The 21,816-nt window shown below is 31.3% G+C and carries 17 protein-coding genes and 1 tRNA gene; 11 read left to right on the forward strand and 7 right to left on the reverse strand.

The window, feature by feature from the left end:
- Positions 1–44 precede the first annotated feature (44 nt).
- Positions 45–1,145, forward strand: coding sequence for a DNA replication/repair protein RecF (gene recF, locus ACKTTC_RS12325; protein WP_408040139.1), 1,101 nt, complete (start codon positions 45–47; stop codon positions 1,143–1,145).
- 14 nt (positions 1,146–1,159) lie between these two features.
- Positions 1,160–1,456 carry a DUF721 domain-containing protein gene (locus ACKTTC_RS12330; RefSeq protein WP_408040140.1) on the forward strand — a complete coding sequence of 99 codons (297 nt, stop codon included), beginning with the start codon at positions 1,160–1,162 and terminating at the stop codon, positions 1,454–1,456.
- 83 nt (positions 1,457–1,539) lie between these two features.
- On the opposite strand, the gene ACKTTC_RS12335 is transcribed toward ACKTTC_RS12330, so the two are convergent.
- Positions 1,540–1,959, reverse strand: coding sequence for a nucleoside-diphosphate kinase (locus tag ACKTTC_RS12335; RefSeq protein WP_408040141.1), 420 nt, complete (start codon positions 1,957–1,959; stop codon positions 1,540–1,542).
- Between the two features lie 344 nt (positions 1,960–2,303).
- Between ACKTTC_RS12335 and ACKTTC_RS12340 the strand changes: the two genes are divergently transcribed.
- From ACKTTC_RS12340 to ACKTTC_RS12360, 5 genes are read left to right on the forward strand one after another with little or no spacing between them, the layout of a single operon-like run.
- On the forward strand, positions 2,304–3,332 hold the full coding sequence (locus tag ACKTTC_RS12340) for a DHH family phosphoesterase (RefSeq protein WP_408040142.1): 1,029 nt from the start codon (positions 2,304–2,306) through the stop codon (positions 3,330–3,332).
- Entirely contained in the window at positions 3,322–3,867 is a 546-nt protein-coding gene (gene gldI / locus ACKTTC_RS12345; RefSeq protein WP_408040143.1) for a gliding motility-associated peptidyl-prolyl isomerase GldI, read from the forward strand. Before ACKTTC_RS12340 ends, gldI begins: the two co-directional genes overlap by 11 nt.
- Entirely contained in the window at positions 3,854–4,615 is a 762-nt protein-coding gene (locus ACKTTC_RS12350; RefSeq protein ID WP_408040144.1) for an FKBP-type peptidyl-prolyl cis-trans isomerase, read from the forward strand. Before gldI ends, ACKTTC_RS12350 begins: the two co-directional genes overlap by 14 nt.
- A 60-nt stretch (positions 4,616–4,675) precedes the next feature.
- Complete coding sequence (locus ACKTTC_RS12355) at positions 4,676–5,725, forward strand: peptidylprolyl isomerase (protein WP_408040145.1); 1,050 nt, start codon at positions 4,676–4,678, stop codon at positions 5,723–5,725.
- On the forward strand, positions 5,715–6,302 hold the full coding sequence (locus ACKTTC_RS12360) for a phosphatase PAP2 family protein (protein WP_408040146.1): 588 nt from the start codon (positions 5,715–5,717) through the stop codon (positions 6,300–6,302). Before ACKTTC_RS12355 ends, ACKTTC_RS12360 begins: the two co-directional genes overlap by 11 nt.
- On the opposite strand, the gene ACKTTC_RS12365 is transcribed toward ACKTTC_RS12360, so the two are convergent.
- The 4 genes from ACKTTC_RS12365 to ACKTTC_RS12380 form a co-directional block, all read right to left on the reverse strand.
- Entirely contained in the window at positions 6,294–7,937 is a 1,644-nt protein-coding gene (locus ACKTTC_RS12365) for an ArnT family glycosyltransferase (protein WP_408040147.1), read from the reverse strand. The genes ACKTTC_RS12360 and ACKTTC_RS12365 overlap by 9 nt on opposite strands.
- Positions 7,930–9,585, reverse strand: a complete 1,656-nt coding sequence (locus ACKTTC_RS12370; RefSeq protein WP_408040148.1) for an ArnT family glycosyltransferase — start codon at positions 9,583–9,585, stop codon at positions 7,930–7,932. The genes ACKTTC_RS12365 and ACKTTC_RS12370 overlap by 8 nt, the downstream gene beginning before the upstream one ends.
- Positions 9,586–9,664: 79 nt before the next feature.
- The gene (locus ACKTTC_RS12375) at positions 9,665–10,615 is read right to left on the reverse strand and encodes a septum formation inhibitor Maf (protein ID WP_408040149.1); all 951 of its coding nucleotides are present in this window, start codon (positions 10,613–10,615) and stop codon (positions 9,665–9,667) included.
- A 90-nt stretch (positions 10,616–10,705) separates the two neighbouring features.
- On the reverse strand, positions 10,706–13,270 hold the full coding sequence (locus ACKTTC_RS12380) for an ATP-dependent Clp protease ATP-binding subunit (protein ID WP_408040150.1): 2,565 nt from the start codon (positions 13,268–13,270) through the stop codon (positions 10,706–10,708).
- A 298-nt stretch (positions 13,271–13,568) separates the two neighbouring features.
- Between ACKTTC_RS12380 and gyrA the strand changes: the two genes are divergently transcribed.
- Together gyrA and ACKTTC_RS12390 are read left to right on the forward strand one after the other, a co-directional pair.
- Positions 13,569–16,058 carry a DNA gyrase subunit A gene (gene gyrA, locus ACKTTC_RS12385; RefSeq protein ID WP_408040151.1) on the forward strand — a complete coding sequence of 830 codons (2,490 nt, stop codon included), beginning with the start codon at positions 13,569–13,571 and terminating at the stop codon, positions 16,056–16,058.
- Between the two features lie 32 nt (positions 16,059–16,090).
- A complete protein-coding gene (locus ACKTTC_RS12390; protein WP_408040152.1) occupies positions 16,091–17,335 on the forward strand; it encodes a tetratricopeptide repeat protein in 1,245 nt (414 codons plus the stop codon).
- Positions 17,336–17,409: 74 nt separating this feature from the next.
- On the opposite strand, the gene ACKTTC_RS12395 is transcribed toward ACKTTC_RS12390, so the two are convergent.
- Together ACKTTC_RS12395 and ACKTTC_RS12400 are read right to left on the reverse strand one after the other, a co-directional pair.
- Positions 17,410–18,177, reverse strand: a complete 768-nt coding sequence (locus ACKTTC_RS12395) for a C40 family peptidase (protein ID WP_408040153.1) — start codon at positions 18,175–18,177, stop codon at positions 17,410–17,412.
- Positions 18,178–18,198: 21 nt separating this feature from the next.
- Positions 18,199–19,374, reverse strand: a complete 1,176-nt coding sequence (locus ACKTTC_RS12400) for an acetyl-CoA C-acyltransferase (RefSeq protein ID WP_408040154.1) — start codon at positions 19,372–19,374, stop codon at positions 18,199–18,201.
- A 103-nt stretch (positions 19,375–19,477) separates the two neighbouring features.
- On the opposite strand from ACKTTC_RS12400, the gene ACKTTC_RS12405 reads away from it, so the two are divergent.
- Positions 19,478–21,538: an HD family phosphohydrolase gene (locus ACKTTC_RS12405; RefSeq protein WP_408040155.1), complete on the forward strand. Its 2,061-nt coding sequence runs from the start codon at positions 19,478–19,480 to the stop codon at positions 21,536–21,538.
- Positions 21,539–21,644: 106 nt separating this feature from the next.
- Positions 21,645–21,726: transfer RNA gene (locus ACKTTC_RS12410), tRNA-Ser, on the forward strand.
- Positions 21,727–21,816 lie beyond the last annotated feature (90 nt).

Raw genomic sequence — 21,816 nt, forward strand, 5'->3', positions numbered from 1 at the left:
ATTTTCGTTATTTTGCACTTAGCGTCCTGAAACAAATATAACTAGTGTACTTACAGAAACTATCTTTAGTGAATTTTAAAAATATTGAGATTCAAACATTTAATTTTAAAGAAAAGATTAATTGTTTTGTAGGAAATAATGGTGTTGGGAAGACAAATGTTCTAGATGCAATCTATTATTTATCCTTTGCAAAAAGCTATTTTAACCCAGTAGCTACGCAAAATATCAGGCATCATGAAGGTTTTTTTATGATAGAAGGAGACTATTTGATTGATAGTAGATTAGAGAAAATTATTTGCTCATTAAAGCGCGGGCAAAAAAAAGTATTGAAACGCAATGGAAAAGTTTACGATCGTTTTTCAGATCATATAGGAGAATTACCATTGGTAATTATTTCTCCAGCCGATAGAGATTTAATTATTGAAGGAAGCGATACGAGACGAAAGTTTATAGATGGTGTAATTTCTCAGCAAGATAAGCAGTATTTAACCACATTAATTTCGTATAATAAAGTGCTAAGTCAGCGTAATGCTTTATTAAAGTTTTTTGCAGCGAACAGAACTTTTGACGCATTGAACTTAAAAGTTTACGATGAACAATTGATGCAATATGGAGGTGAAATTTTTGAAAAGAGAAAGCTGTTCTTAGCAGAATTTACACCTATTTTTAATGAGAAGTATCAGGTGATATCAAATGATAGAGAGCAAGTAAATTTGAATTATAAAAGTCAGTTAAACGATACACCCTTTGAAACATTATTGTTTAATAATTTAGAAAAAGACAAGGTGTTACAATATACTTCTGTTGGGATTCATAAAGATGATTTGAGTTTTCAAATAGGAGCGTATCCTGTTAAAAAATTTGGATCTCAAGGACAACAAAAATCCTATTTAATCGCTTTAAAATTAGCACAGTTTGAGTTTATTAAGAGACAATCGAAAATAACACCAATACTTTTGCTAGATGATATTTTTGATAAGCTAGATGCAAATAGAGTTGGTCAAATTGTAGATTTAGTAAATAACGATGAATTTGGACAAATATTCATTACAGATACTCATTTTGAAAGAACAGAAGAGGTTGTAAAGCAAAGTAACAAACCATATGAGATTTTTAAATTAGGGGAGGAACAAAATAACGAATAAGGGAGAATAAGATAATGGCAAAACGAGAAAACGATAGTTTTTCGATTAAAGATTTGATGGGAGCTTTTATAAAGCAAAATAAACTAGAAAAAGGTTTCCGAAAAATACATATTGAAGAAGCATGGAAAAAATTAATGGGGGCAGGTGTAGCTTCTTATACAAATGAAGTTAAATTACAAAACGGGACACTAATTATCCGTTTGAATTCTTCAGTGTTAAGAGAAGAATTGAGTTATGGGAAAGAAAAAATAATTAGAATGCTTAATGAAGAAATGAAGGAAGAAGTAGTAAAGAAGATTATGTTAGTATAATATACATAGAAGTATTATAATAAAAATAAAAAACTCGTTACTGAAAAGTAACGAGTTTTTAAGTATATTTTCTATGCTGAAAATTAGAATAACTCTCTTCCTGAGAAATGGAAACTTCCTTCGATTTCTGCATTCTCATCAGAATCAGAACCATGAACAGCATTCTCTCCAATAGAAGTAGCATATAGTTTTCTAATAGTACCTTCAGCAGCTTCAGCAGGGTTAGTTGCTCCAATTAATGTTCTAAAGTCTTCTACTGCATTATCTTTTTCTAAGATTGCAGCAATAATTGGCCCGCGAGTCATGAACTCTACTAATTCACCAAAGAATGGACGCTCTTTATGAATTCCGTAGAAAGTTTCAGCATCACGCTTACTCATTTGCGTTTTCTTCATCGCTACAATTCTAAATCCAGCAGCATTAATTTTTTCTAAAATAGCACCAGTATGACCATTCTCTACAGCATCTGGTTTAATCATTGTAAAAGTTCTATTCGTTGCCATTATGTATGTTTATCTTATTAATAATTTCGCGCAAAAATACATTTTTTAATGTTACTAGCAAGTTAAGTGTATAATAGTACATAGTTTTGCAGGTTGTTATGCTTCTTGTGTACTTGTGTTTGTGGCGAGTTTATGAATGAATTAAGGAAATAGAATATGTTCTTAAGTTATTTTTTACAAGGGCGAAAACAATAGAGAATTGTGCTTATGTGTTTACTGAGATGTTATATGAAAATAAAATACATTTTACCTCGTTCAATTGATGAAAAACTTTTAAAAATTGAATTAATAAAACCTGTATTATTAAATAATTAAAAGAATATTAAATTGTATATTCGCCATTTATGATTTTAAAGAACTTTAACGAACTTAAGACTTACCTAGATACCCCTAAAGATATAGTGATTATAGGTCATAAAAACCCAGATGGAGATGCTGTTGGCGCTACATTAGGTTTGAAACATTATCTGGATAAAAAAGGACATGAAACGCAGGTGTTATTACCTAATGAATTTCCTGAATTTTTACGTTGGATTCCTGGTACTGAAACTGTATATCGTTTTGATCGTCAGAATAAACAAAGCGTGAGGTCATTAAAGAAATCAGAGATTATATTTTTATTAGACTTTAATGCTTTGCATAGAGTAGGAGACGACATGCAAAATACATTAGAAAAATACGAACATGATTTTGCATTAATAGACCATCATCAACAACCAGATGATTTTACATATATGTACTCAGATACTTCTATGTCTTCTACATGTCAAATGGTGTATAACTTTATCGAAATGATGGGAGATACAGCTATTATTGATGCAGATATAGCTACTTGTTTGTATACAGGAATTATGACTGATACAGGTTCTTTTCGTTTTAGGTCTACGACAAGTGCAACTCATAGAATCATTGCAGATTTAATAGATAAAGGCGCAAAGAATGATAAAATACATAGTAATGTGTACGATGCAAATACGTATAGTAGATTATTACTGTTAGGACAAGCGTTAACTAATTTGCAAATTTATCCTGAATATAAAACAGCATTCATAACATTATCGCAAAAAGAAAAAGATAAATTTAATTACCAGAAAGGAGATACAGAAGGGATTGTGAATTACGCTTTATCGTTACAAGGAATTATTTTTGCTGCGATTTTTATTGAAGATAAAGAACAAGGTATCATTAAAATTTCGTTCAGATCTAAAGGAACGTTCTCTGTAAATAAATTTGCAAGAAACTATTTTAATGGAGGAGGACATGATAATGCTGCAGGAGGAAGATCGAATGTGTCTTTAGGAGAAACAATTGAGAAGTTTAAATCGCTATTACCTAATTATCAAAAAGAGTTGATGAATTCTTATGAAGAATAGTATTTACATATGTATGTTAGCTTCATTATATATTGCTAGCTGTAAAACTCCTGAGCCTAGAAGACCTAAAAAGCATTCTGTAAATAATTTTTACAAGGAAGTAATTGCAGAGAATAAAAAGCTAAATGCATTAGAGAAGAATGCAATTGAAGCGCGTTTAAAAAAAGATACTTTACATAGGTATGAGTCTTCGGCAAGAGGCTTTTGGTATACTTATGTGAATAAAGATACAGTAGCTACCCAATTACCAGTAAAAGGTGATCAAGTAACAATAGACTATGTGATTACAGATATAGATGGGAATACAATTTATGAACGTCAAACCAGAGATTATGTAGTCGATAAAGAAGATTTTGTTCCAGGGTTACAAGAAGGAATTAAGTTGATGAAAAAGGGAGAAACTGTTACATTTGTCATTCCATCATACAGAGCCTACGGAGTTACTGGAGATGGAAATAGAATAGGAATCAATCAAACAATAAAAAGTACACTAACATTAATCGAAATAAAAAAACTAAACAATGAAGTTAAGTAAGTATGTTGCAATTGCAGCCCTAGGGGTATCAGTTGTATCTTGTGGAAAACAATTAGAAAGAAAAACGAGTCTAGAAACTGAGTTAGATTCTGTAAGTTATGCATTAGGTTTAAATACGGCAAGTCGTATGCAAGCAGATCCAAATGCTAAAGAATTGAATGAAGACTTATATGTACAAGGATTCTACGACGGGGTTGATTCTACAAACATGTTAATTGATGTAAATGAATCTACAAACATCATCAGACAATATTTCCAAAAGATGCAAATGGAGCAAATGAAGAAGCGTGAAGAAGAAATGAAGGCTAAAACTGAAGCTGAATACAAGGATTACAAGAAAGAAAACGAAGCGTACTTAGAAGAAAATAAAGGAAAGCCAAATGTTGTAACTACAGATAGCGGATTACAATATATCGTTGAAAAAGAAGGAACAGGAGAAGCTCCAAAATTAACAGACAAAGTTAAAGTGCATTACCACGGTACATTACCTGATGGAACTGTATTTGATAGCTCTGTAGATAGAGGTGAACCATCTGAGTTTGGAGTTAATCAAGTAATCAAAGGATGGACTGAAGGATTACAGTTAATGAAGCCAGGAGCTAAATATAAATTCTTTATTCCTCAAGAATTAGCTTATGGATTCCAAGGAAGATTACCTAAAATTAAGCCTTACTCAGCATTAGTATTTGATGTAGAGTTATTAGACGTTGTGCCAGCTGCTCAACCAGCTGCACCAGCTAACAAATAATAAAAAAACTAGTAAAGACATCAACTAATGTTGGTGTCTTTTAATTTTAAAATAAATACAATGAAGTCATTTAAAATAATCGTTTTACTTGCTGTATTTATAGTTTCTTGTAAAACTGTAAAATACCCAGATTTGGCAGAAGGTTTATATGCCGATATTCAAACCAATAAAGGGGATATTTTAGTTAAATTACATGCAGACGAAGTACCAATGACAGTAGCAAACTTTGTTTCATTGGCAGAAGGGAATAATCCTAAAGTAACAGATTCTTTAAAAGGAAAGCCATATTATGATGGTATCAAATTCCATAGAGTAATTAAAGATTTTATGATTCAAGGAGGAGACCCTACTGGTACTGGAGGAGGAAGTGCAGGATATCGTTTTGATGATGAATTTCCTTTAAATGAAAAAGGAGAGTTAATTCATAAGCACGATGGGCCAGGAGTGCTTTCTATGGCAAATGGAGGACCAAGTACAAATTCTTCTCAATTTTTTATTACGCATAAAGAAACACCTTGGTTAGATGGAAAACATTCTGTTTTTGGAAAGGTAGCTCGTGGTCAGAATATTGTAGATACAATAGTTCAAAACGATTACATTAATAAAGTAGATATCATTAGAGTAGGAAAAAATGCTAAGAACTTTAATGCTCCTGAGGTATTCTTGAGTGAATTAGATAATGCTGAGGAAAGAGAGAAGGAGCGTAAGAGAAAAATAGCTATAGCAAAAGAAGAAGTAAAAAAGAACTTTGATTATTATAGTTCTAAAGTTACTAGCTCTGGTTTACGTTTTGTAAAGCTTAAAGAAGGTAAAGGTAACAAGGTAAATCCAGATCAACCTACAACGGTGCATTATACACTTTATGACGATTTAGGAAATAAAATAGCTTCTAGTTTAGATCAAAAAGAGGCTTTTACATTTACAATTAATGATCCTAAATATCCATTAATTGCAGGCTGGAAAGAAGGTGCAAAAATGTTACGTGAAGGAGATAAAGCACGTTTATTTATTCCAAGTTATTTAGGATATGGGGAGGTAGGACGTTTACCTGTCATAAAGCCAAATACAGATCTTATTTTTGAAATTGAAGTATTAAAAGTTGGGAAATAGTTTTTTAGATAGCATACTCTCTAAAGACAGAGAGCTTTTAATTTATTTAAATAATTTAGGAAACGAAAAGTGGGATGCTTTTTGGTTGGCAATAACCGATCAATTTAATTGGATTCCACTGTTCGTTTTCATTTTAGTTTTACTTTTTGTAAAGTTTGGCGCAAAGAAAACGTTATTCACACTTTTTTTTATAGCGTTATTAGTTGCTTTTTCAGATCAATTTACAAATCTGATGAAAAATTCTGTAGGTAGAGTACGTCCATGTAACGTGCCAGAACTGCAAGAATATTTAAGACAATTCTCTTACAAGCCTAGAGGAGGAAGTTTTTGGTCTGGTCATGCTGCATTATCAGCAACTTTTACCACATTTATTATTTTGCTGTTACGAAGCAAATTCAAATTTATTTATATACTAATTTTATTTCCACTAATTTTCGGGTATAGTAGAATTTATTTAGGAGTACACTATCCAATAGATATTACTATCGGATATATAGAAGGTATAATAATGGGACCTATACTTTTTAAGTTGTATAAGTTCTTGTATCAAAAAACATTTAAAGAAAGCTTATTGTAAAACAATTAAGTATTTCTTGTTAAGTTTTTCTGCTCTTGAATTATGGTTTAAAAAACTACCTTTAAGTTTTGTAATTCTATAAGAATCAAATGCTTTAAGTATTGAATATTTGTAATTATTTTCTTTTAAATATTGTAACTCTTGTTGATCAGCATAAAAGGTTTTGCCTTTTAATAAGTTAACGTCTTCTTTGGGAACTCTTATGACTGGATTGTTTAAATAAAACTCAAAACCGAACTTATGAGTTTTGTTATCAATTAAATAGACTGTTTCAATATTATTGTTGTTTGAAAATTTAGCAGCATGTACACCTCCTTGATAGTTAAATAGTGTAGGATAAAAATGTGTTAGCATAAAACCATACAAAAAGCAAAAAGTGATAGCAGAATAGTAAAATAAGCGTTTTATTTTTTCTTGTTCTTTCTTTTTAACAAAGAGTATAGTTGCTATAGAAATTGCTAAAATGATTAAGAAACTAAAATTAAATTCTGGAAGCATTAAGAAACTCAATAAAGGAATTGCTACTGTAACTATACCAATTAAAAACCATTGTGTTATCACAAAAGTTTTTTGAAGTTTGAAATATTGATCTTTTAATTTGATAATAAAATCCGCAGTAATAATTGCCATAAAAGGAAATACAATATTTGTATAGTGAGCTAATTGAAATTTGCTTAAAGAAAATACGAGTATAGTTGCTAACGTTCCAAAAATGGTGTAGAATTCCTCTTTGTGATTTACTATTTTAAAATTTCGCTTTATTTTTAAAACAGTAGCTATGTAAAACAAAATAGACCAAGGTAAAAAAGCCCAGAGGATTGTATGAAGAAAGAAGAAAACGTCACCTTTTCCTTTAATAGGTCCTGTGTTAAAAAAGCGTCCAAATTGACTATCCCATAAGAAGAATTTAATTCCGGAAACATTTGTTTTTCCAAATACAACTTTATCAGGTTGTGCATCAAATTGAATATATAATGCATATAGTTCTGGGATAATAAAAACAGCAATAAAAACGAAAGCAAAAATCCACATAGGATTTAAAATTTCTTTCCATTGTTTTTTAACTAATAAATTTCCAGCAATAGCAGCTACTATTGGGATTAAAGCAAAAATTCCTTTAGTCATTATTGCAAAAGCACAAAATAAACTTCCTAATAGTAAGTGTTTCCAAGTTTTTTGCTGAATATATTTATAAAACCAATACAAACTAGCCATAATAAACCCTGTAAGAAATGGTTCAGCTTTTACATCAAAATTTGATATAACAATATGTAAAGAGGTAAGTAAGATTATAACAGCTGTTAAAGCGGTTTGTTTATTGTAATTCTCTTTAGCGAATAAGTACATTGTGTATGCGCCATAGAAAAAAATAAGCACACCGGGTAATTTATAAGCAAAATTAGAAAAGCCGAATAACTTGAATGATAAGGCTGTGAGCCAAAATGGTAAATGAGGTTTGTCTAACCAGTCTGTTCCTAATGAATATAAATTTATATAATCATTGTTTAAAACCATTGTCTTAGATATAGAAGCATATAAGGCAGCATCTGGTGGCATTAAATCTAAAGGGAAGCCAATGAATGTAATTAAAATTACTAAGGCTAGAATAGCATAAAATATACTGTTTTTACTCATTTGATTGCTGTATTTTATCAATAGTACTTAATCTGATAGGAGGAACTTGGATGTTAGTAGTACCAATTATCTGTATCTCTATAGGTGAACATTCTGGTGTGAATTTAGGTAAGGAAAAAGAAATACGATCTTCTTGTAGTGTAGCATCGTAATAACTCTTGTCCTCTTTAGATTTTAAACCAACAAATGGCTGAAAAATTTTACTCAGATTAAGAGGTACATATGGAGGTTTTATATTAACTGAATTTGTACTGTTTTGTTCAATATAAATTGGATTGATAAGATCAAATTGTAGTTTATCGGGTTTTGTATACTCGCCTGATATGTCTTTAAAATAGATTTCAATATTATTTTTTTTGAGGATAGAATCTTTAGGAGATTCTTGTGCACCAATATTGATTAAAATAGGATTGTTAAGAGAAAAATTTTGATTGTATGAATACAAATCATATTGATTTTTTCTACTATTCCAAGTGTTAATTTGATAAGGTCTTTTACCGGAATAAAACCAATAAGTAGAAGTGTTTTGGTAGGAGTTTAAAAAAAGAGGTGTTTTGTCTCCGATCTTTTTTTCGATTCGTTCAACCCATTTTTTGTTTCCGTGCATGTCAAATTGTTTAGGTAACAAACCGTCATTAACCATAGCAAATCGCAAAAATGTACCAGCAATTATACTTATAAAAGCTAATATTTTAAATAACCTTATTTGTTTAGGGTTTTCAATTAAATAATTAAAAGGTATAATGATTAAAGGGATTGAAATAGGAACAATCCATTGTGCTTGTGCATGACCTTTAAACGTACTGATAAAAAAGAAAATCACAAAACCAGCTACAGTGAAATTTAATGCGCGCTGAAATAAATCTTTATTTTTTAGATTTTTAAATAAGGCTTTGTAAACAATAGGAAATGTAAAACCAATTATAGCAATCATGTTAATAAGATGCATATAAGTATCTCTAAATCTATAAACGGTATTTTCTTTTCGTTCGAATAGGTGATATTTAAATGAAGGGAAGTCATTTTCAAATTGCCACAGTAAATGTGGAGCGAATAGTACTAATGCAAGTAAAGCAGTTAACCATATTTTACCATCTTTTAAAACCTTTAAATTAGAAAGTAAAACAAAGAATATAATTAATATTCCTTGGTATTTACTGTATAGCATGCCTGCCATAGTGATAGCTATTACTAAATAACTTACTAAAGACTTCTCGTTTAAATATTTTTGATATCCCCAAAAGAAAATTGCTGCAAAAAATAGCAAAGGAGTATCAGGTACAGTTATAAAACCATAAACATTGAATAAAGATGTAGAAAAAGCTATCAAGACAAATAGCCATTGAAATTCGTTCTTCTTTGGATGTTTAATTAATAACCAAACAATGTAAAAAGTAATAGATAAGGTTATTGAGGAGAAAAACCGAACACTAAGTTCGCTAGATGAGAAAAACAACTTGGAAATACTTATCCAAATAGCAACCATAGGAGGATGATCAAAATAACCCCAACTTAACTCATTACTGTAGGTCCAATAATATGCTTCGTCTGCAAGTAGATCTGTAGAATATCCTTGTATTAAATTGACAACAAATAAAAGTGTCAAAAATGATACTAATAAATAATTAGAGTTTATAATCGACTTCATTGCTGCAAAGCTAAAAAATAACCTTAATTGAAACTTGTTTTATTGTCGAAGTATTTTGATGTTTTTGTGTTTTTAACAATTACAAGCCTAAGGTGTTTCTTAAGTAGCTGTCTTTATTTTGGTTTTTGTTCCAATAATCAACTTTAATAGAGTTGATTAATGTTGCTTCTGTAGTTAGTGTTTTTTTGTTAGTACCATAACCACTGATATAAGTTTCTTTCCAACTTAGAATGTTATGAGGGAACTCTGTTTTATATTGAATAGAAAGAGTTCTGTTTAACTCAGGGTAAGTTATATTATAAATTGTATTGTCTTCGTTTATTGTTGAAGTAATAACAGTTTCATAAGATTTAAAATCTTTATGCATTAAGTTTAAATAAAACATACCAGGTATAATACGTTGTTTTCCTGCAGGAAGTAATTCAGGGTTTAAGCGAATTAAAGACCATAAATCATCTTCTAAAATAGCTTTGGTTATTTTTTTATCTTTAAAAGAATTGCCTTCAAAGTATGAATTAAAGCTAAATAAAAAATCTCCTTTATTTTTCATTTCTATAAAAGTCATACCACACCATTCTTGCATAGAAGAAGCAATTTTAATAGATGAACTTTCACTTTCAAAAGGAAAAAAAGTACTATTCATCATTGAATACGGATAGATACCTGTATTAAATTTTTTAGTAGTATTTAACTTTAGTACAGGTATGTTTTTATCGTTATCATAATCTGCTTTTGTATTTGATTCTTTAGAGAAAGGTTCAGTAACAAAAATAAGAGCGGCGGTGCCTTTATGAATTTCGCCATAACGAATTTGATTCAGTTGATAACTTGAAATTTCAGCTTTACCATCAAACCAGTACTTTTTTGCGGCTTCAGATACAGTTCTCTTTTGTGTAGAATTTATATGATTAGGAACGATACTTCTATTGCTTTCTGTAGCATTGCTATTTTTACAAGAATTAATTCCTGTAAAAGTAAATACAGCTATCAAGAAAAATAGATAAGAATATATAGGTTTAGTTGATTTCATTTTGAAAGTTTTATAAAGAAGACGAATAAAAATAATATTAAGTTAAAAGCATAAAAAAATCCTGAGCTTTAACTCAGGATTTTTCGTTATTTATTCTTCATCAATTTCTGTTCTTGTTTCAGTAGGTTTTTCACCTTTTTCAATTTTTATGGATAACTTATTTGTTTTGTCATCTAAATCCATAAAAATAGCATCGCCTTCATCTAATTTAGAGCTTACAATTTCTTCAGCTAATGCATCTTCAATATATTTCTGAATAGCTCTCTTTAAAGGTCTAGCTCCATATTGTTTGTCAAAACCTTTATCAGCGATATAATCTTTGGCTTTCTCTGTTAGGTTTAAGTGGTATCCTAAATCAGAGATACGATCTAATAACTTCTTAAGCTCAATATCAATGATTTTGTGAATATCTTCACGCTCTAAAGAGTTGAAGATAATTACGTCATCGATACGATTTAAGAACTCAGGAGCAAAAGATTTCTTTAAAGCACCTTCAATAATACTTCTTGCATGGGCTTCTTCTTGTTCTTTTTTTGCTTGTGTTCCAAAACCAACTCCGCCACCAAAATCTTTTACTTTTCTAGCCCCAATATTAGAGGTCATAATAATGATAGTATTTCTAAAATCAATTTTTCTACCTAAGCTATCTGTAACGTATCCATCATCTAATATCTGTAAAAGCATATTAAATACGTCTGGATGTGCTTTTTCAATCTCATCTAATAATACTACAGAATATGGTTTACGACGAACTTTTTCAGTTAATTGTCCACCTTCCTCATACCCAACATATCCTGGAGGTGCACCAATTAATCTAGAAATAGCAAACTTCTCCATGTATTCACTCATATCTATTCGAATTAAAGACTCGTCAGAATCAAATAATTCTCTAGCTAATACTTTTGCTAATTGTGTTTTACCAACTCCAGTAGAACCTAAGAAAATAAATGAACCAATAGGTTTATTAGGGTCTTTTAAACCAACTCTATTTCTTTGGATTGCTTTTACAACTTTAGAAACAGCATCGTCCTGACCAATTACTTTTCCTTGGATTAATTGAGGTAATTCAGCTAAACGATTGCTTTCTGCCTCAGCTACTCTGTTCACTGGGATTCCTGTCATCATAGAAACTACTTCAGCAACATTATCTTCAGTAACAGTTTCTCTGTGTAGTTTAGAATCTTCTTCCCATTGATTTTGAGCAGAATCTAATGCAGCTTCTATGTTTTTCTCGTCATCACGAAGTTTTGCCGCTTCTTCATACTTCTGACCGCTAACTGCTTTTGTTTTACGTTCTCTAATATCTTCTAGCTTAGATTCTAATTCTAAAATTTGTTGTGGTACAACAATATTTGTAATATGAATACGAGAACCAGCTTCGTCTAAAGCATCAATAGCTTTGTCAGGTAAGAAGCGATCAGTCATATAACGGTTCGTTAATTTTACACAAGCATCAATAGCTTCATCAGTAAATTCTACATTATGATGAGCTTCATATTTACCTTTAATGTTATGTAAAATTTGTACAGTTTCTTCTACAGTAGTAGGATCTACCATTACTTTTTGGAAACGACGCTCTAAAGCTCCATCTTTTTCGATATTAGTTCGGTATTCGTCTAAAGTTGTAGCACCAATACATTGAATTTCTCCACGAGCCAATGCAGGTTTTAACATATTAGAAGCATCTAAAGAACCAGTTGCTCCACCAGCACCTACAATTGTGTGAATTTCATCTATAAAAAGGATAATATCATCATTCTTTTCTAATTCATTCATCAGAGCTTTCATTCGCTCTTCAAACTGACCTCTGTATTTTGTTCCAGCAACTAAACTTGCTAAATCTAAAGAAATGATACGTTTGTCAAACAGAATTCTAGATACCTTTCTGTTTACAATTCTTAAAGCCAAACCTTCAGCAATAGCAGATTTACCTACACCAGGTTCTCCAATTAGCATCGGATTATTTTTCTTCCTACGACTTAAAATTTGCGAAACACGCTCAATTTCTTTTAATCTACCTACAACAGGGTCTAGTTTGCCATTTTCAGCTAAAGCAGTTAAATCTCTACCAAAATTATCTAAAACAGGAGTCTTAGATTTTTTACTAGCTTTACTTCTTTGCGAAGGTTGTTGTTGCCCATATGGACCCGATTTTTCTTCAGCAAACTCATCATCTGGAGTTTCTGCAACTGGGCTTATAGGCAAATTGTCGTCGTCGATATTTAAATCTTTGTATAAAGCTTTCGCTTGATCGTAATCAATATCGTATTTCTGTAACAACTTAGTTGTTGGGTCATTTTCGTTTCTCAAAATACATAGTAATAAATGTGCAGTGTCTATAGCGTCACTTTGATATAATTTAGCCTCTAAAAAAGTAGTTTTAATGGCTTTCTCTGCTTGTCTTGTTAAATGTAAATTTTTCTTTTGATTCGTTTCTAAAACAGGAGAAGTAGGGTTTAACCTCTCTAATTTATTACGAACCAAATCTAAATCTATGTCAAAAGTCGTTAAAATCTCTATCGCTTTTCCATCTCCTTTTCTTATTAAGCCAAGCAAAAGATGTTCGGTACCAATAAAATCATGGCCCAAGCGTAAGGCTTCTTCCTTACTAAAAGTGATCACATCTCTTACACCAGGTGAAAAATTTTCGTCCATAAATAATTTCTTTGTTGTAAAGTTAATAAGAATTTTAAAGAAAAATACAAAAACAATGCCAGTAAAATAACAAGACAAAAAGACAGTTATTAACATTAGTGTGTGGATATTAATAAACCTTACAGATTGTTAATAAATAACGTAAAAATGAATGGTTAAAAGTTGGGAAATTCTAGTTAAAATCATATCTTGCACTGTTTGTATTTGTAAATAAATGCAAGTGTCTAGAAAAGTGAATTTTAACTAATAAAATTCACTTTTTTAACAAAATGAATATTAATGATTTAAATTGAGTTATATGGCAGACGGGGAAAAGTTAATTCCAATTAATATCGAAGAACAAATGAAATCCGCTTACATTGATTATTCAATGTCGGTAATTGTTTCAAGAGCTTTACCAGATGTACGAGATGGTTTAAAGCCTGTACATAGAAGGGTTTTATACGGGATGCATGAGTTAGGAATAAAATCTACGGGAGCATATAAAAAATCAGCAAGAGTTGTAGGAGAAGTATTAGGTAAGTATCACCCGCACGGAGATACATCGGTGTATGATTCTATGGTGCGTATGGCGCAAAATTGGAGTATGCGTTATATGATGGTAGATGGACAAGGAAACTTTGGATCTGTAGATGGAGATAGTCCTGCAGCAATGCGTTATACGGAGGTAAGAATGCAAAAAATATCAGAAGAAATGCTTTCTGATATCGAAAAAGATACTGTTGATCATAAACTAAACTTCGATGATACATTACAGGAGCCTACAGTTTTGCCTACAAGAATACCAAGCTTATTAGTAAACGGAGCTTCAGGTATTGCTGTTGGTATGGCTACAAACATGGCGCCACATAATTTAACTGAAGTTATCAATGGAACAGTTGCATATATCGATAATAGAGATATTGAGATCGATGAATTAATGCAACACGTAAAAGCACCAGATTTTCCTACAGGAGGAATTATTTATGGATACGATGGTGTAAGAGATGCTTTTCATACTGGTAGAGGCCGTATAGTAATGCGTGCAAAAGCTACTATTGAAGAAGTTAAAGGCCGTGAATGTATTATTGTTACCGAAATTCCTTTCCAAGTTAACAAAGCTGAAATGATTAAAAAAACAGCGGATTTAGTTAACGATAAAAAACTAGAAGGAATTGCTAGTATTAGAGATGAGTCTGACCGTAAAGGAATGCGCATTGTGTACGTTTTAAAGCGTGATGCAATTCCTAATATTGTATTGAATAAATTATTCAAGTATACACAGTTACAAACATCGTTTAGTGTTAACAATATTGCATTAGTAAACGGAAGACCTGAGCAGTTAAACCTTAAAGAGTTAATTCACTATTTCGTTGAGCATCGTCATGAAGTAATTGTTCGTAGAACACAATTTGAGCTTAGAAAAGCTGAAGCAAGAGCGCATATCTTAGAAGGGCTGATTATTGCTTCAGATAATATTGATGAAGTAATTCAAATTATTAGAGGTTCTGCAAATGCAGATGAGGCAAGAGCTAGTTTGATAGAGCGTTTTGAATTGACTGAAATACAGGCAAGAGCGATTGTAGAAATGCGTCTTCGTCAGCTTACAGGACTAGAACAAGACAAGTTAAGAGCTGAGTATGATGAAATTATTAAAACAATAGCTGACTTAAAAGATATACTAGCTAACGAGCCTAGGCGTTATCAAATTATAAAAGACGAGTTAATACAGGTTCGCGATAAGTATGGAGATGAGCGTCGTTCTGTAATTGAATATGCAGGTGGAGATATGCGTATTGAGGATATGATCCCTAATTCAAAAGTGGTGGTTACTATTTCTCATGCAGGATATGTAAAGAGAACGAATTTAGATGAATATAAAGTTCAGAATAGAGGAGGAAGAGGACAAAAAGGTGTAACTACAAGAAATGAAGACTTCTTAGAGCATTTATTTGTAGGTACAAATCACCAACACATGTTGTTCTTTACTCAAAAAGGAAAAGTATTCTGGATGCGCGTATTTGAAATACCAGAAGGAGGAAAGAATACTAAAGGAAGAGCGATTCAAAACCTTATAAATATCGAGCAAGATGATAAGGTAAAAGCATTCTTAGTTACAGATGATTTAAAAGATGAAGATTACATCAATAGTCATTATGTAATTATGGCTACTAAGAAAGGTAAAGTTAAAAAGACTCCTTTAGAGCAATACTCTAGACCAAGAGCAAATGGTATTAATGCTATTACAATTAAAGAAGATGATGAATTACTAGAAGCTAAGTTAACAACAGGAGATAGCCAGGTAATGTTAGCTTTAAAATCTGGAAAAGCAATTCGTTTCGAAGAAGAGAAAACCAGACCAATGGGTAGAACAGCTTCTGGAGTTCGAGGAATTAGTTTACAGCACGATGAAGATGAAGTAATAGGAATGGTTTCTGTAAATGATATGGAGAGTAATATTTTAGTAGTTTCTGAAAAAGGATACGGAAAACGTTCTAAACTGGAAGACTATAGAATTACCAATAGAGGAGGAAAAGGTGTGAAAACATTGAATATTTCAGAAAAAACAGGTAATTTGGTCGCAATAAAAAATGTAGATGATTCTAATGATTTAATGATTATCAATAAATCAGGAATTACAATAAGACTAGCTGTTGAGAACCTGAGAGTGATGGGAAGGGCAACACAAGGTGTGAAACTGATCAATATTAAGAATAATGATAGTATCGCAGCAGTTGCAAAAGTGATGCATGAGGAAGAGGAAAATGAAAATGGCACGGAAATTGAAAATGAGACTAGTGTAAATTAAGAATACATTATAAATAACTAATAATAACTAAAATGAGAAAACAAATTTTAGCCATTTCTTTAGGATTACTAACCTTAGGTTCTTTTGCGCAAAAGAAAGAGCTGAGATCTATAGAAAAGGCACTTAAAAATAATGATTTCGCAGGAGCATTAACGCTCGTTAACTCTTTAGACGAGTCGATTAAAGAAGCTGATGATAAATATAAAGCTAAATACTACTTCCTAAAAGGACAAACATTTGCAGGTAAGAAAGATTATGAAAATGCAGCAGATGCATTTAATGAATTATTTGCTTTTGAAAAACAAGTAGGTAAAGAGCGTTATTCAGGAGATGCTAGACCGATGTTAGATAAGTTAATCCAAACGGTATCAGAAAGAGCAATTAACTTATATAATAATGATAAAAATTTCGATGAAGCATCTAAGTATTTTTATTTAACATATAAGTTAAGTCCTAGAGATACGGCATTTGCATATAATGCTGCTGTTAGTGCAACACAAGCTAAAGATTATGATGCTGCTATCGATTATTATAAGGAGTTAATGAAGATAGGTTATACAGGTAAAGAAGTACAGTATTTTGCTACAAATAAGTCTACTGGTAAAGAGGAAAACTTAGGAAGTAAGACTCAAAGAGATTTAATGGTAAAATCTGGAAAGTATAACAATCCGAAAGAAAAAACTACTGATGGTAAAACAGCTTCAATCATGAAAAATTTTGCTTTAATCTTAAAAGAGCAAGGAAAAACAGACGAAGCTATTGCTGCTATTTCTGAAGCTAGAAAAGCGAATAAGAATGACTTAAATTTAATTTTAAACGAAGCACAATTATACATTGAATTAGGTAAAATGGATAAGTTTGGTGAATTGATGAGTGAAGCAGTTGCTTTAGACCCAAACAACCCAACATTATATTACAACTTAGGTGTAGTAAACTTTAACCAAGGTAGAGCAGAAGATGCTACAAAGTATTATAAAAAAGCGATTGAGTTAAAGCCAGATTATGCAGACGCTTATATGAACTTATCTGTAGTAATTTTAGATAAAGAAAAAGCGATTGTTGAAGAAATGAACAAGAATTTATCAAACTTTAAGAAGTATGATCAATTAGCATTACAACAAAAGAAAGTTTACGAAGAAGCTTTACCATATTTAGAAAAAGCAGATAGCTTAAATAGAAGTGTGGATACAGTAAAGTCGTTAATGAGTATTTACGAGGTTTTAGAAAATGAAGCGAAAGCAAAAGAATTTAGAGCTTTATATAAATCAATGAGATAATCTTGAAAGCTTATTTAAAGCGTAATAAGTATAAAAAAAAGAGAAGTTGAAAAACTTCTCTTTTTTATTTTATATTAAATCATTTTCTTAATGACTCGTAAGCGATGTGTGTGTTGTTGACTATCTATATTATAGATACCGCTATGGTCTAGTTTGTCTATTCGTACTTTTCCATGTGCATGAATAATATTATAATCATTCATAATAATGCCCACATGTGTAATTATACCTTCTTCGTTATCAAAAAAGGCTAAATCACCAGGCTCACACTCTTCTATAAAGCTTAAGACTTCTCCTTGTGTTGCTTGTTCTTTCGCGTCACGTAATAAAGGATATCCGCATAGTTTGTACACCGTTTGTGTAAAACCAGAACAATCAATACCAAAAGGAGTTTTTCCTCCCCATAAATAAGGAGTATTTAAAAAAAGATAAGCCGTTTCTACAATGGCTATTTTATCTCTTTTTTTATGAGTAACTTTTCCTTCGTATTTATAAACTTTGTTGTTAATTGTAAAGGAATTATTGTTGTAAAAAGGCAATCGAGCTCCTATAGGAATAGTAGTAAGATTATTTTCTGAATCTGTAATGAAATCAATTAATTCAGCTGCATAATAGCTGTCTTCTTTTTCCAAAGACTGAAAATCATTTTCAGAAATTTTTTCAAATTGTTTATTATCTACATATCCCTCATAACCATCAAAAGCTAATTTGATTTTACTCCACTTCTTAGTACTTTCAATAATTTGAAAAGCATCACCAAAAATTAATTGGCTTACCATTTCAGAAGTGTCATCTGGTTCTATACGTAAAGGAACGATACTTAAATTACAAATTCCGTACAAGCAATAAAATTTTAAATACTATTAAATTCTTTCAATAACCATTGCGCTAGCACCACCACCACCATTACAAATACCAGCAGCTCCAATTTTTGCGTCGTTTTGCTTTAAAATAGAAGTCAATGCAATAACTATTCTTGCTCCAGAAACACCTAATGGATGTCCAAGAGATACAGCCCCACCATTTACATTTACTTTATCAGAAGAGATTCCTAAAATTTTAGTATTAGCTAAACCAACTACAGAAAAAGCTTCATTTAATTCGAAGAAATCTACATCTTCTATTCTAATATTTGCTTTTGCTAATGCTTTAGGTAATGCTTTTGCAGGAGCAGTAGTAAACCATTTTGGTTCATGAGCAGCATCTGCATATCCTCTTATTTTAGCAATAGGTTGAATTCCTAATTCTTCAGCTTTTTCAGCAGACATTAATACTAAAGCAGCACCTCCGTCATTAATTGTAGAAGCATTTGCAGCGGTTACTGTACCTTCTTTCGTGAAAGCTGGACGCAAAGCAGGAATTTTTTCCATTTTTACATTCTTATATTCTTCATCTTCACTAAAAATTAAAGGCTCTCCACGTCTTTGAGGCACTTCTACAGGAACAACTTCATCAGCAAATTTACCTTCACTCCAAGCTTTAGCAGAACGGTTATAAGACTCTACAGCAAATGCATCTTGATCTTCTCTTGAAAAATTATATTCAACAGCACAATCATCTGCACAAACTCCCATAGCCACTTGTTCGTAAGCATCTACTAAACCGTCTTTTTGCATTCCATCTTCTACCTTTACAGGACCAAATTTAGTTGCAGATCTAGCATGTTGGTAATGTGGAATCATACTCATATTTTCCATTCCTCCAGCAACTACAATATCAGCATCTCCTAATGCAATTGCTTGCGCTCCTAACATGATAGATTTCATACCAGAAGAACATACTTTATTTACAGTAGTACAAGGTACAGTATCTGGAATTCCTGCCATAATAGCTGCTTGACGAGCTGGAGCTTGTCCTAAACCAGCAGATACAACATTCCCCATGTATACTTCATTCACCATTTCTGGCTTTAAATTTATTTTATCTAAAGCACCTTTAATAGCTACAGAACCTAATTTTGGAGCAGGAATATTAGATAACGTTCCTAAAAAACTTCCAATTGGAGTTCTTGCTACAGATGCAATTACTACTTCTTTCATATTGCGTTTGTTTGTTAAAAAATGTTATGCGAAAATAACCATTTTATAGCAAGTTCTCAAATAATCGTAAAAGGTTATATTTACCACTCAGAAAGTAACGAATATGAAGAAAATCATAAATTATTTATATAGAAATAATTCGATTGTATATAAAGTATTATTATTTATAAGTACAGCTTTTGCTATTGTTTATTTCTTTCCTAAAGAAGGGAAATTTAGGTATGATTTTTCTCAAGGTAAACCATGGCAATACGATAATTTATATGCTCCTTTTGACTTTGCTATTCAAAAAACAGATGAAGAGATAGCAGAAGAGATTAATAGATTAAAAACATCTTCAAAACAATATTTTCTTTACAACACAGAAGTGCCAGAAAAGATAGTAATGACATTCAAAGATAGAATGGACTTATTAAAACCTTCTGATAGTTTATCTGCTAAACAAATAGCAAAACTTACTAAAAAAGGAGTTGCATTAATAAATTCAATTTACGCTTATGGTTTTGTAGATGATGCTTCTGAGAAAAAAATTAATAAGAATTCAATTATTGTATTGAGAAAAGGAGATATAATAGAAGATATATCTTTTGATCGACTTATAGAGTCAAAAGATATTTTGACTAAAATTAATGATGAGTTTAGTGATATTGAACGTTCAACAGGTAAAGATTATGTATTTGAAGAGCTTTCTAATTTATTACAATCTAACGTGCAATTTGATGCCGAATTTACACAAAAGGAATTAGATGAATTCTTAAATGATATTTCTTACACTAAAGGGAAAATTTCTAAAGATGAATTAATCATTTTAAAAGGAGATATTGTTGAAGGAGAACGATTTAATATTTTAAACTCATTAAAGGAAGCTTCAAAATCTAAAATTTGGACTAAATCTAATTATAACTGGTTAGTGTTAGGGTATACGTTGTTAGTTGCGCTGGCTTTATTAATGTTATTGCTCTTTTTGCAACGTTATCGTAGAGAGATTTTTGTTGATAACACCAAAGTAACATTTATATTCTCGAATATATTGTTAATGATCTTTGCGCAAACACTAATGGTAAAGTATAATCCTGATTTCCTTTATGTAATTCCGCTAAGCATTTTACCAATAGTACTAAAAGCCTTTTTTGATGCAAGGTTAGGATTATTTACACATGTATTAACTGTTTTATTGTTAGGCTTTATTGTTCCTAACAGTTTTGAATTTATTTATTTACAAATTATAGCAGGAATAGTCACTATTTTATCTGTAAGCGAATTATATAAAAGAGCCAGTTTATTTATATCGATTGCTCAAATTACGTTGATTTATATGGTTACCTATTTTGCCTTTTCAATTATTAAAGAAGGGAATGTAAGTAATATTAAAGGGATTTATTTTGGGTTATTTGCAGTGAACGGATTATTGTCTTTTTTAGCAGTGTTTTTTATCTATTTCTATGAAAAGGTATTTGGTTTAGTTTCTGATGTAACCTTATTAGAATTATCGAATACAAACTCTAAACTGCTTAGAGAGTTAAATGAAAAAGCACCAGGAACATTTCAACATTCAATGCAGGTGGCAAATTTAGCAGAAGCAGCAGCAAATGAAATAGGAGCAAATTCAATGTTAGTAAGAACAGGAGCACTGTATCATGACATAGGAAAAATGGTAAACCCAAAGTATTTTACAGAAAATCAAATTACAGGTGTAAATCCTCATAATGATTTGTCTCCAAAAGATAGCGCGCAAATTATCTTAAACCATGTCATTAACGGAATAGAAATAGCTAAGAAGAATAAAATTCCAGATAGAATTATTGATTTTATAAGAACGCATCATGGTACAAGTTTGGTGTATTACTTTTATAAGAAAGAAAAAGATAATAATCCAGATGAAGAAGTAGAGGTGAAGAAGTTCCGTTATCAAGGGCCAATTCCATTTTCTAAAGAAACAGCAATTTTAATGATCTGTGATGCAGCAGAAGCAGCTTCAAAGAGTTTACAGCAACCTTCTGCACAATCTATAGATGAATTAATAGATAAGATTGTAGAAGGGCAAAAAAACAACAATCAGTTTATAAACTCAGATATTACTTTTAGAGAAATAGAAAAAATAAAAAAAGTTATTAAGAGTAAGTTAATGAATATCTATCACTTACGAGTAGAGTATCCAGAGTAGTTTTTTTTTTGTGTAAAAAAGTTTGTGGGAACTTTAAAAAGATTATATATTTGCACTCGCAATTTTAAAGCACAACATTTTAATTGAAACATTAAAATTAGCTTTGGGAGAGGTGGCAGAGTGGTAATGCAGCAGCCTGCTAAGCTGTCATCCTTCGGGATGCCCGGGTTCGAATCCCGGTCTCTCCGCAAAAAAAATTGTAGATGATCAAATCGGGGTGTAGCGTAGCCCGGTCATCGCGCCTGCTTTGGGAGCAGGAGGTCGCAGGTTCGAATCCT

The sequence above is a fragment of the Tenacibaculum amylolyticum genome (genome assembly GCF_964511145.1).
Taxonomy (GTDB): domain Bacteria; phylum Bacteroidota; class Bacteroidia; order Flavobacteriales; family Flavobacteriaceae; genus Polaribacter; species Polaribacter amylolyticum.

What these genes read in the sequence shown, in the direction of transcription:
- ACKTTC_RS12380 (WP_408040150.1), bottom strand. Translation starts at nt 13,270, where the DNA reads ATGGACGAAAATTTTTCACCTGGTGTAAGAGATGTGATCACTTTTAGT.
- ACKTTC_RS12350 (WP_408040144.1), top strand. Translation starts at nt 3,854, where the DNA reads ATGAAGTTAAGTAAGTATGTTGCAATTGCAGCCCTAGGGGTATCAGTT.
- ACKTTC_RS12390 (WP_408040152.1), top strand. Translation starts at nt 16,091, where the DNA reads ATGAGAAAACAAATTTTAGCCATTTCTTTAGGATTACTAACCTTAGGT.
- ACKTTC_RS12340 (WP_408040142.1), top strand. Translation starts at nt 2,304, where the DNA reads ATGATTTTAAAGAACTTTAACGAACTTAAGACTTACCTAGATACCCCT.
- ACKTTC_RS12370 (WP_408040148.1), bottom strand. Translation starts at nt 9,585, where the DNA reads ATGAAGTCGATTATAAACTCTAATTATTTATTAGTATCATTTTTGACA.
- gyrA (WP_408040151.1), top strand. Translation starts at nt 13,569, where the DNA reads ATGGCAGACGGGGAAAAGTTAATTCCAATTAATATCGAAGAACAAATG.
- ACKTTC_RS12355 (WP_408040145.1), top strand. Translation starts at nt 4,676, where the DNA reads ATGAAGTCATTTAAAATAATCGTTTTACTTGCTGTATTTATAGTTTCT.
- ACKTTC_RS12330 (WP_408040140.1), top strand. Translation starts at nt 1,160, where the DNA reads ATGGCAAAACGAGAAAACGATAGTTTTTCGATTAAAGATTTGATGGGA.
- ACKTTC_RS12335 (WP_408040141.1), bottom strand. Translation starts at nt 1,959, where the DNA reads ATGGCAACGAATAGAACTTTTACAATGATTAAACCAGATGCTGTAGAG.
- ACKTTC_RS12400 (WP_408040154.1), bottom strand. Translation starts at nt 19,374, where the DNA reads ATGAAAGAAGTAGTAATTGCATCTGTAGCAAGAACTCCAATTGGAAGT.
- ACKTTC_RS12405 (WP_408040155.1), top strand. Translation starts at nt 19,478, where the DNA reads ATGAAGAAAATCATAAATTATTTATATAGAAATAATTCGATTGTATAT.
- gldI (WP_408040143.1), top strand. Translation starts at nt 3,322, where the DNA reads ATGAAGAATAGTATTTACATATGTATGTTAGCTTCATTATATATTGCT.
- ACKTTC_RS12365 (WP_408040147.1), bottom strand. Translation starts at nt 7,937, where the DNA reads ATGAGTAAAAACAGTATATTTTATGCTATTCTAGCCTTAGTAATTTTA.
- ACKTTC_RS12375 (WP_408040149.1), bottom strand. Translation starts at nt 10,615, where the DNA reads ATGAAATCAACTAAACCTATATATTCTTATCTATTTTTCTTGATAGCT.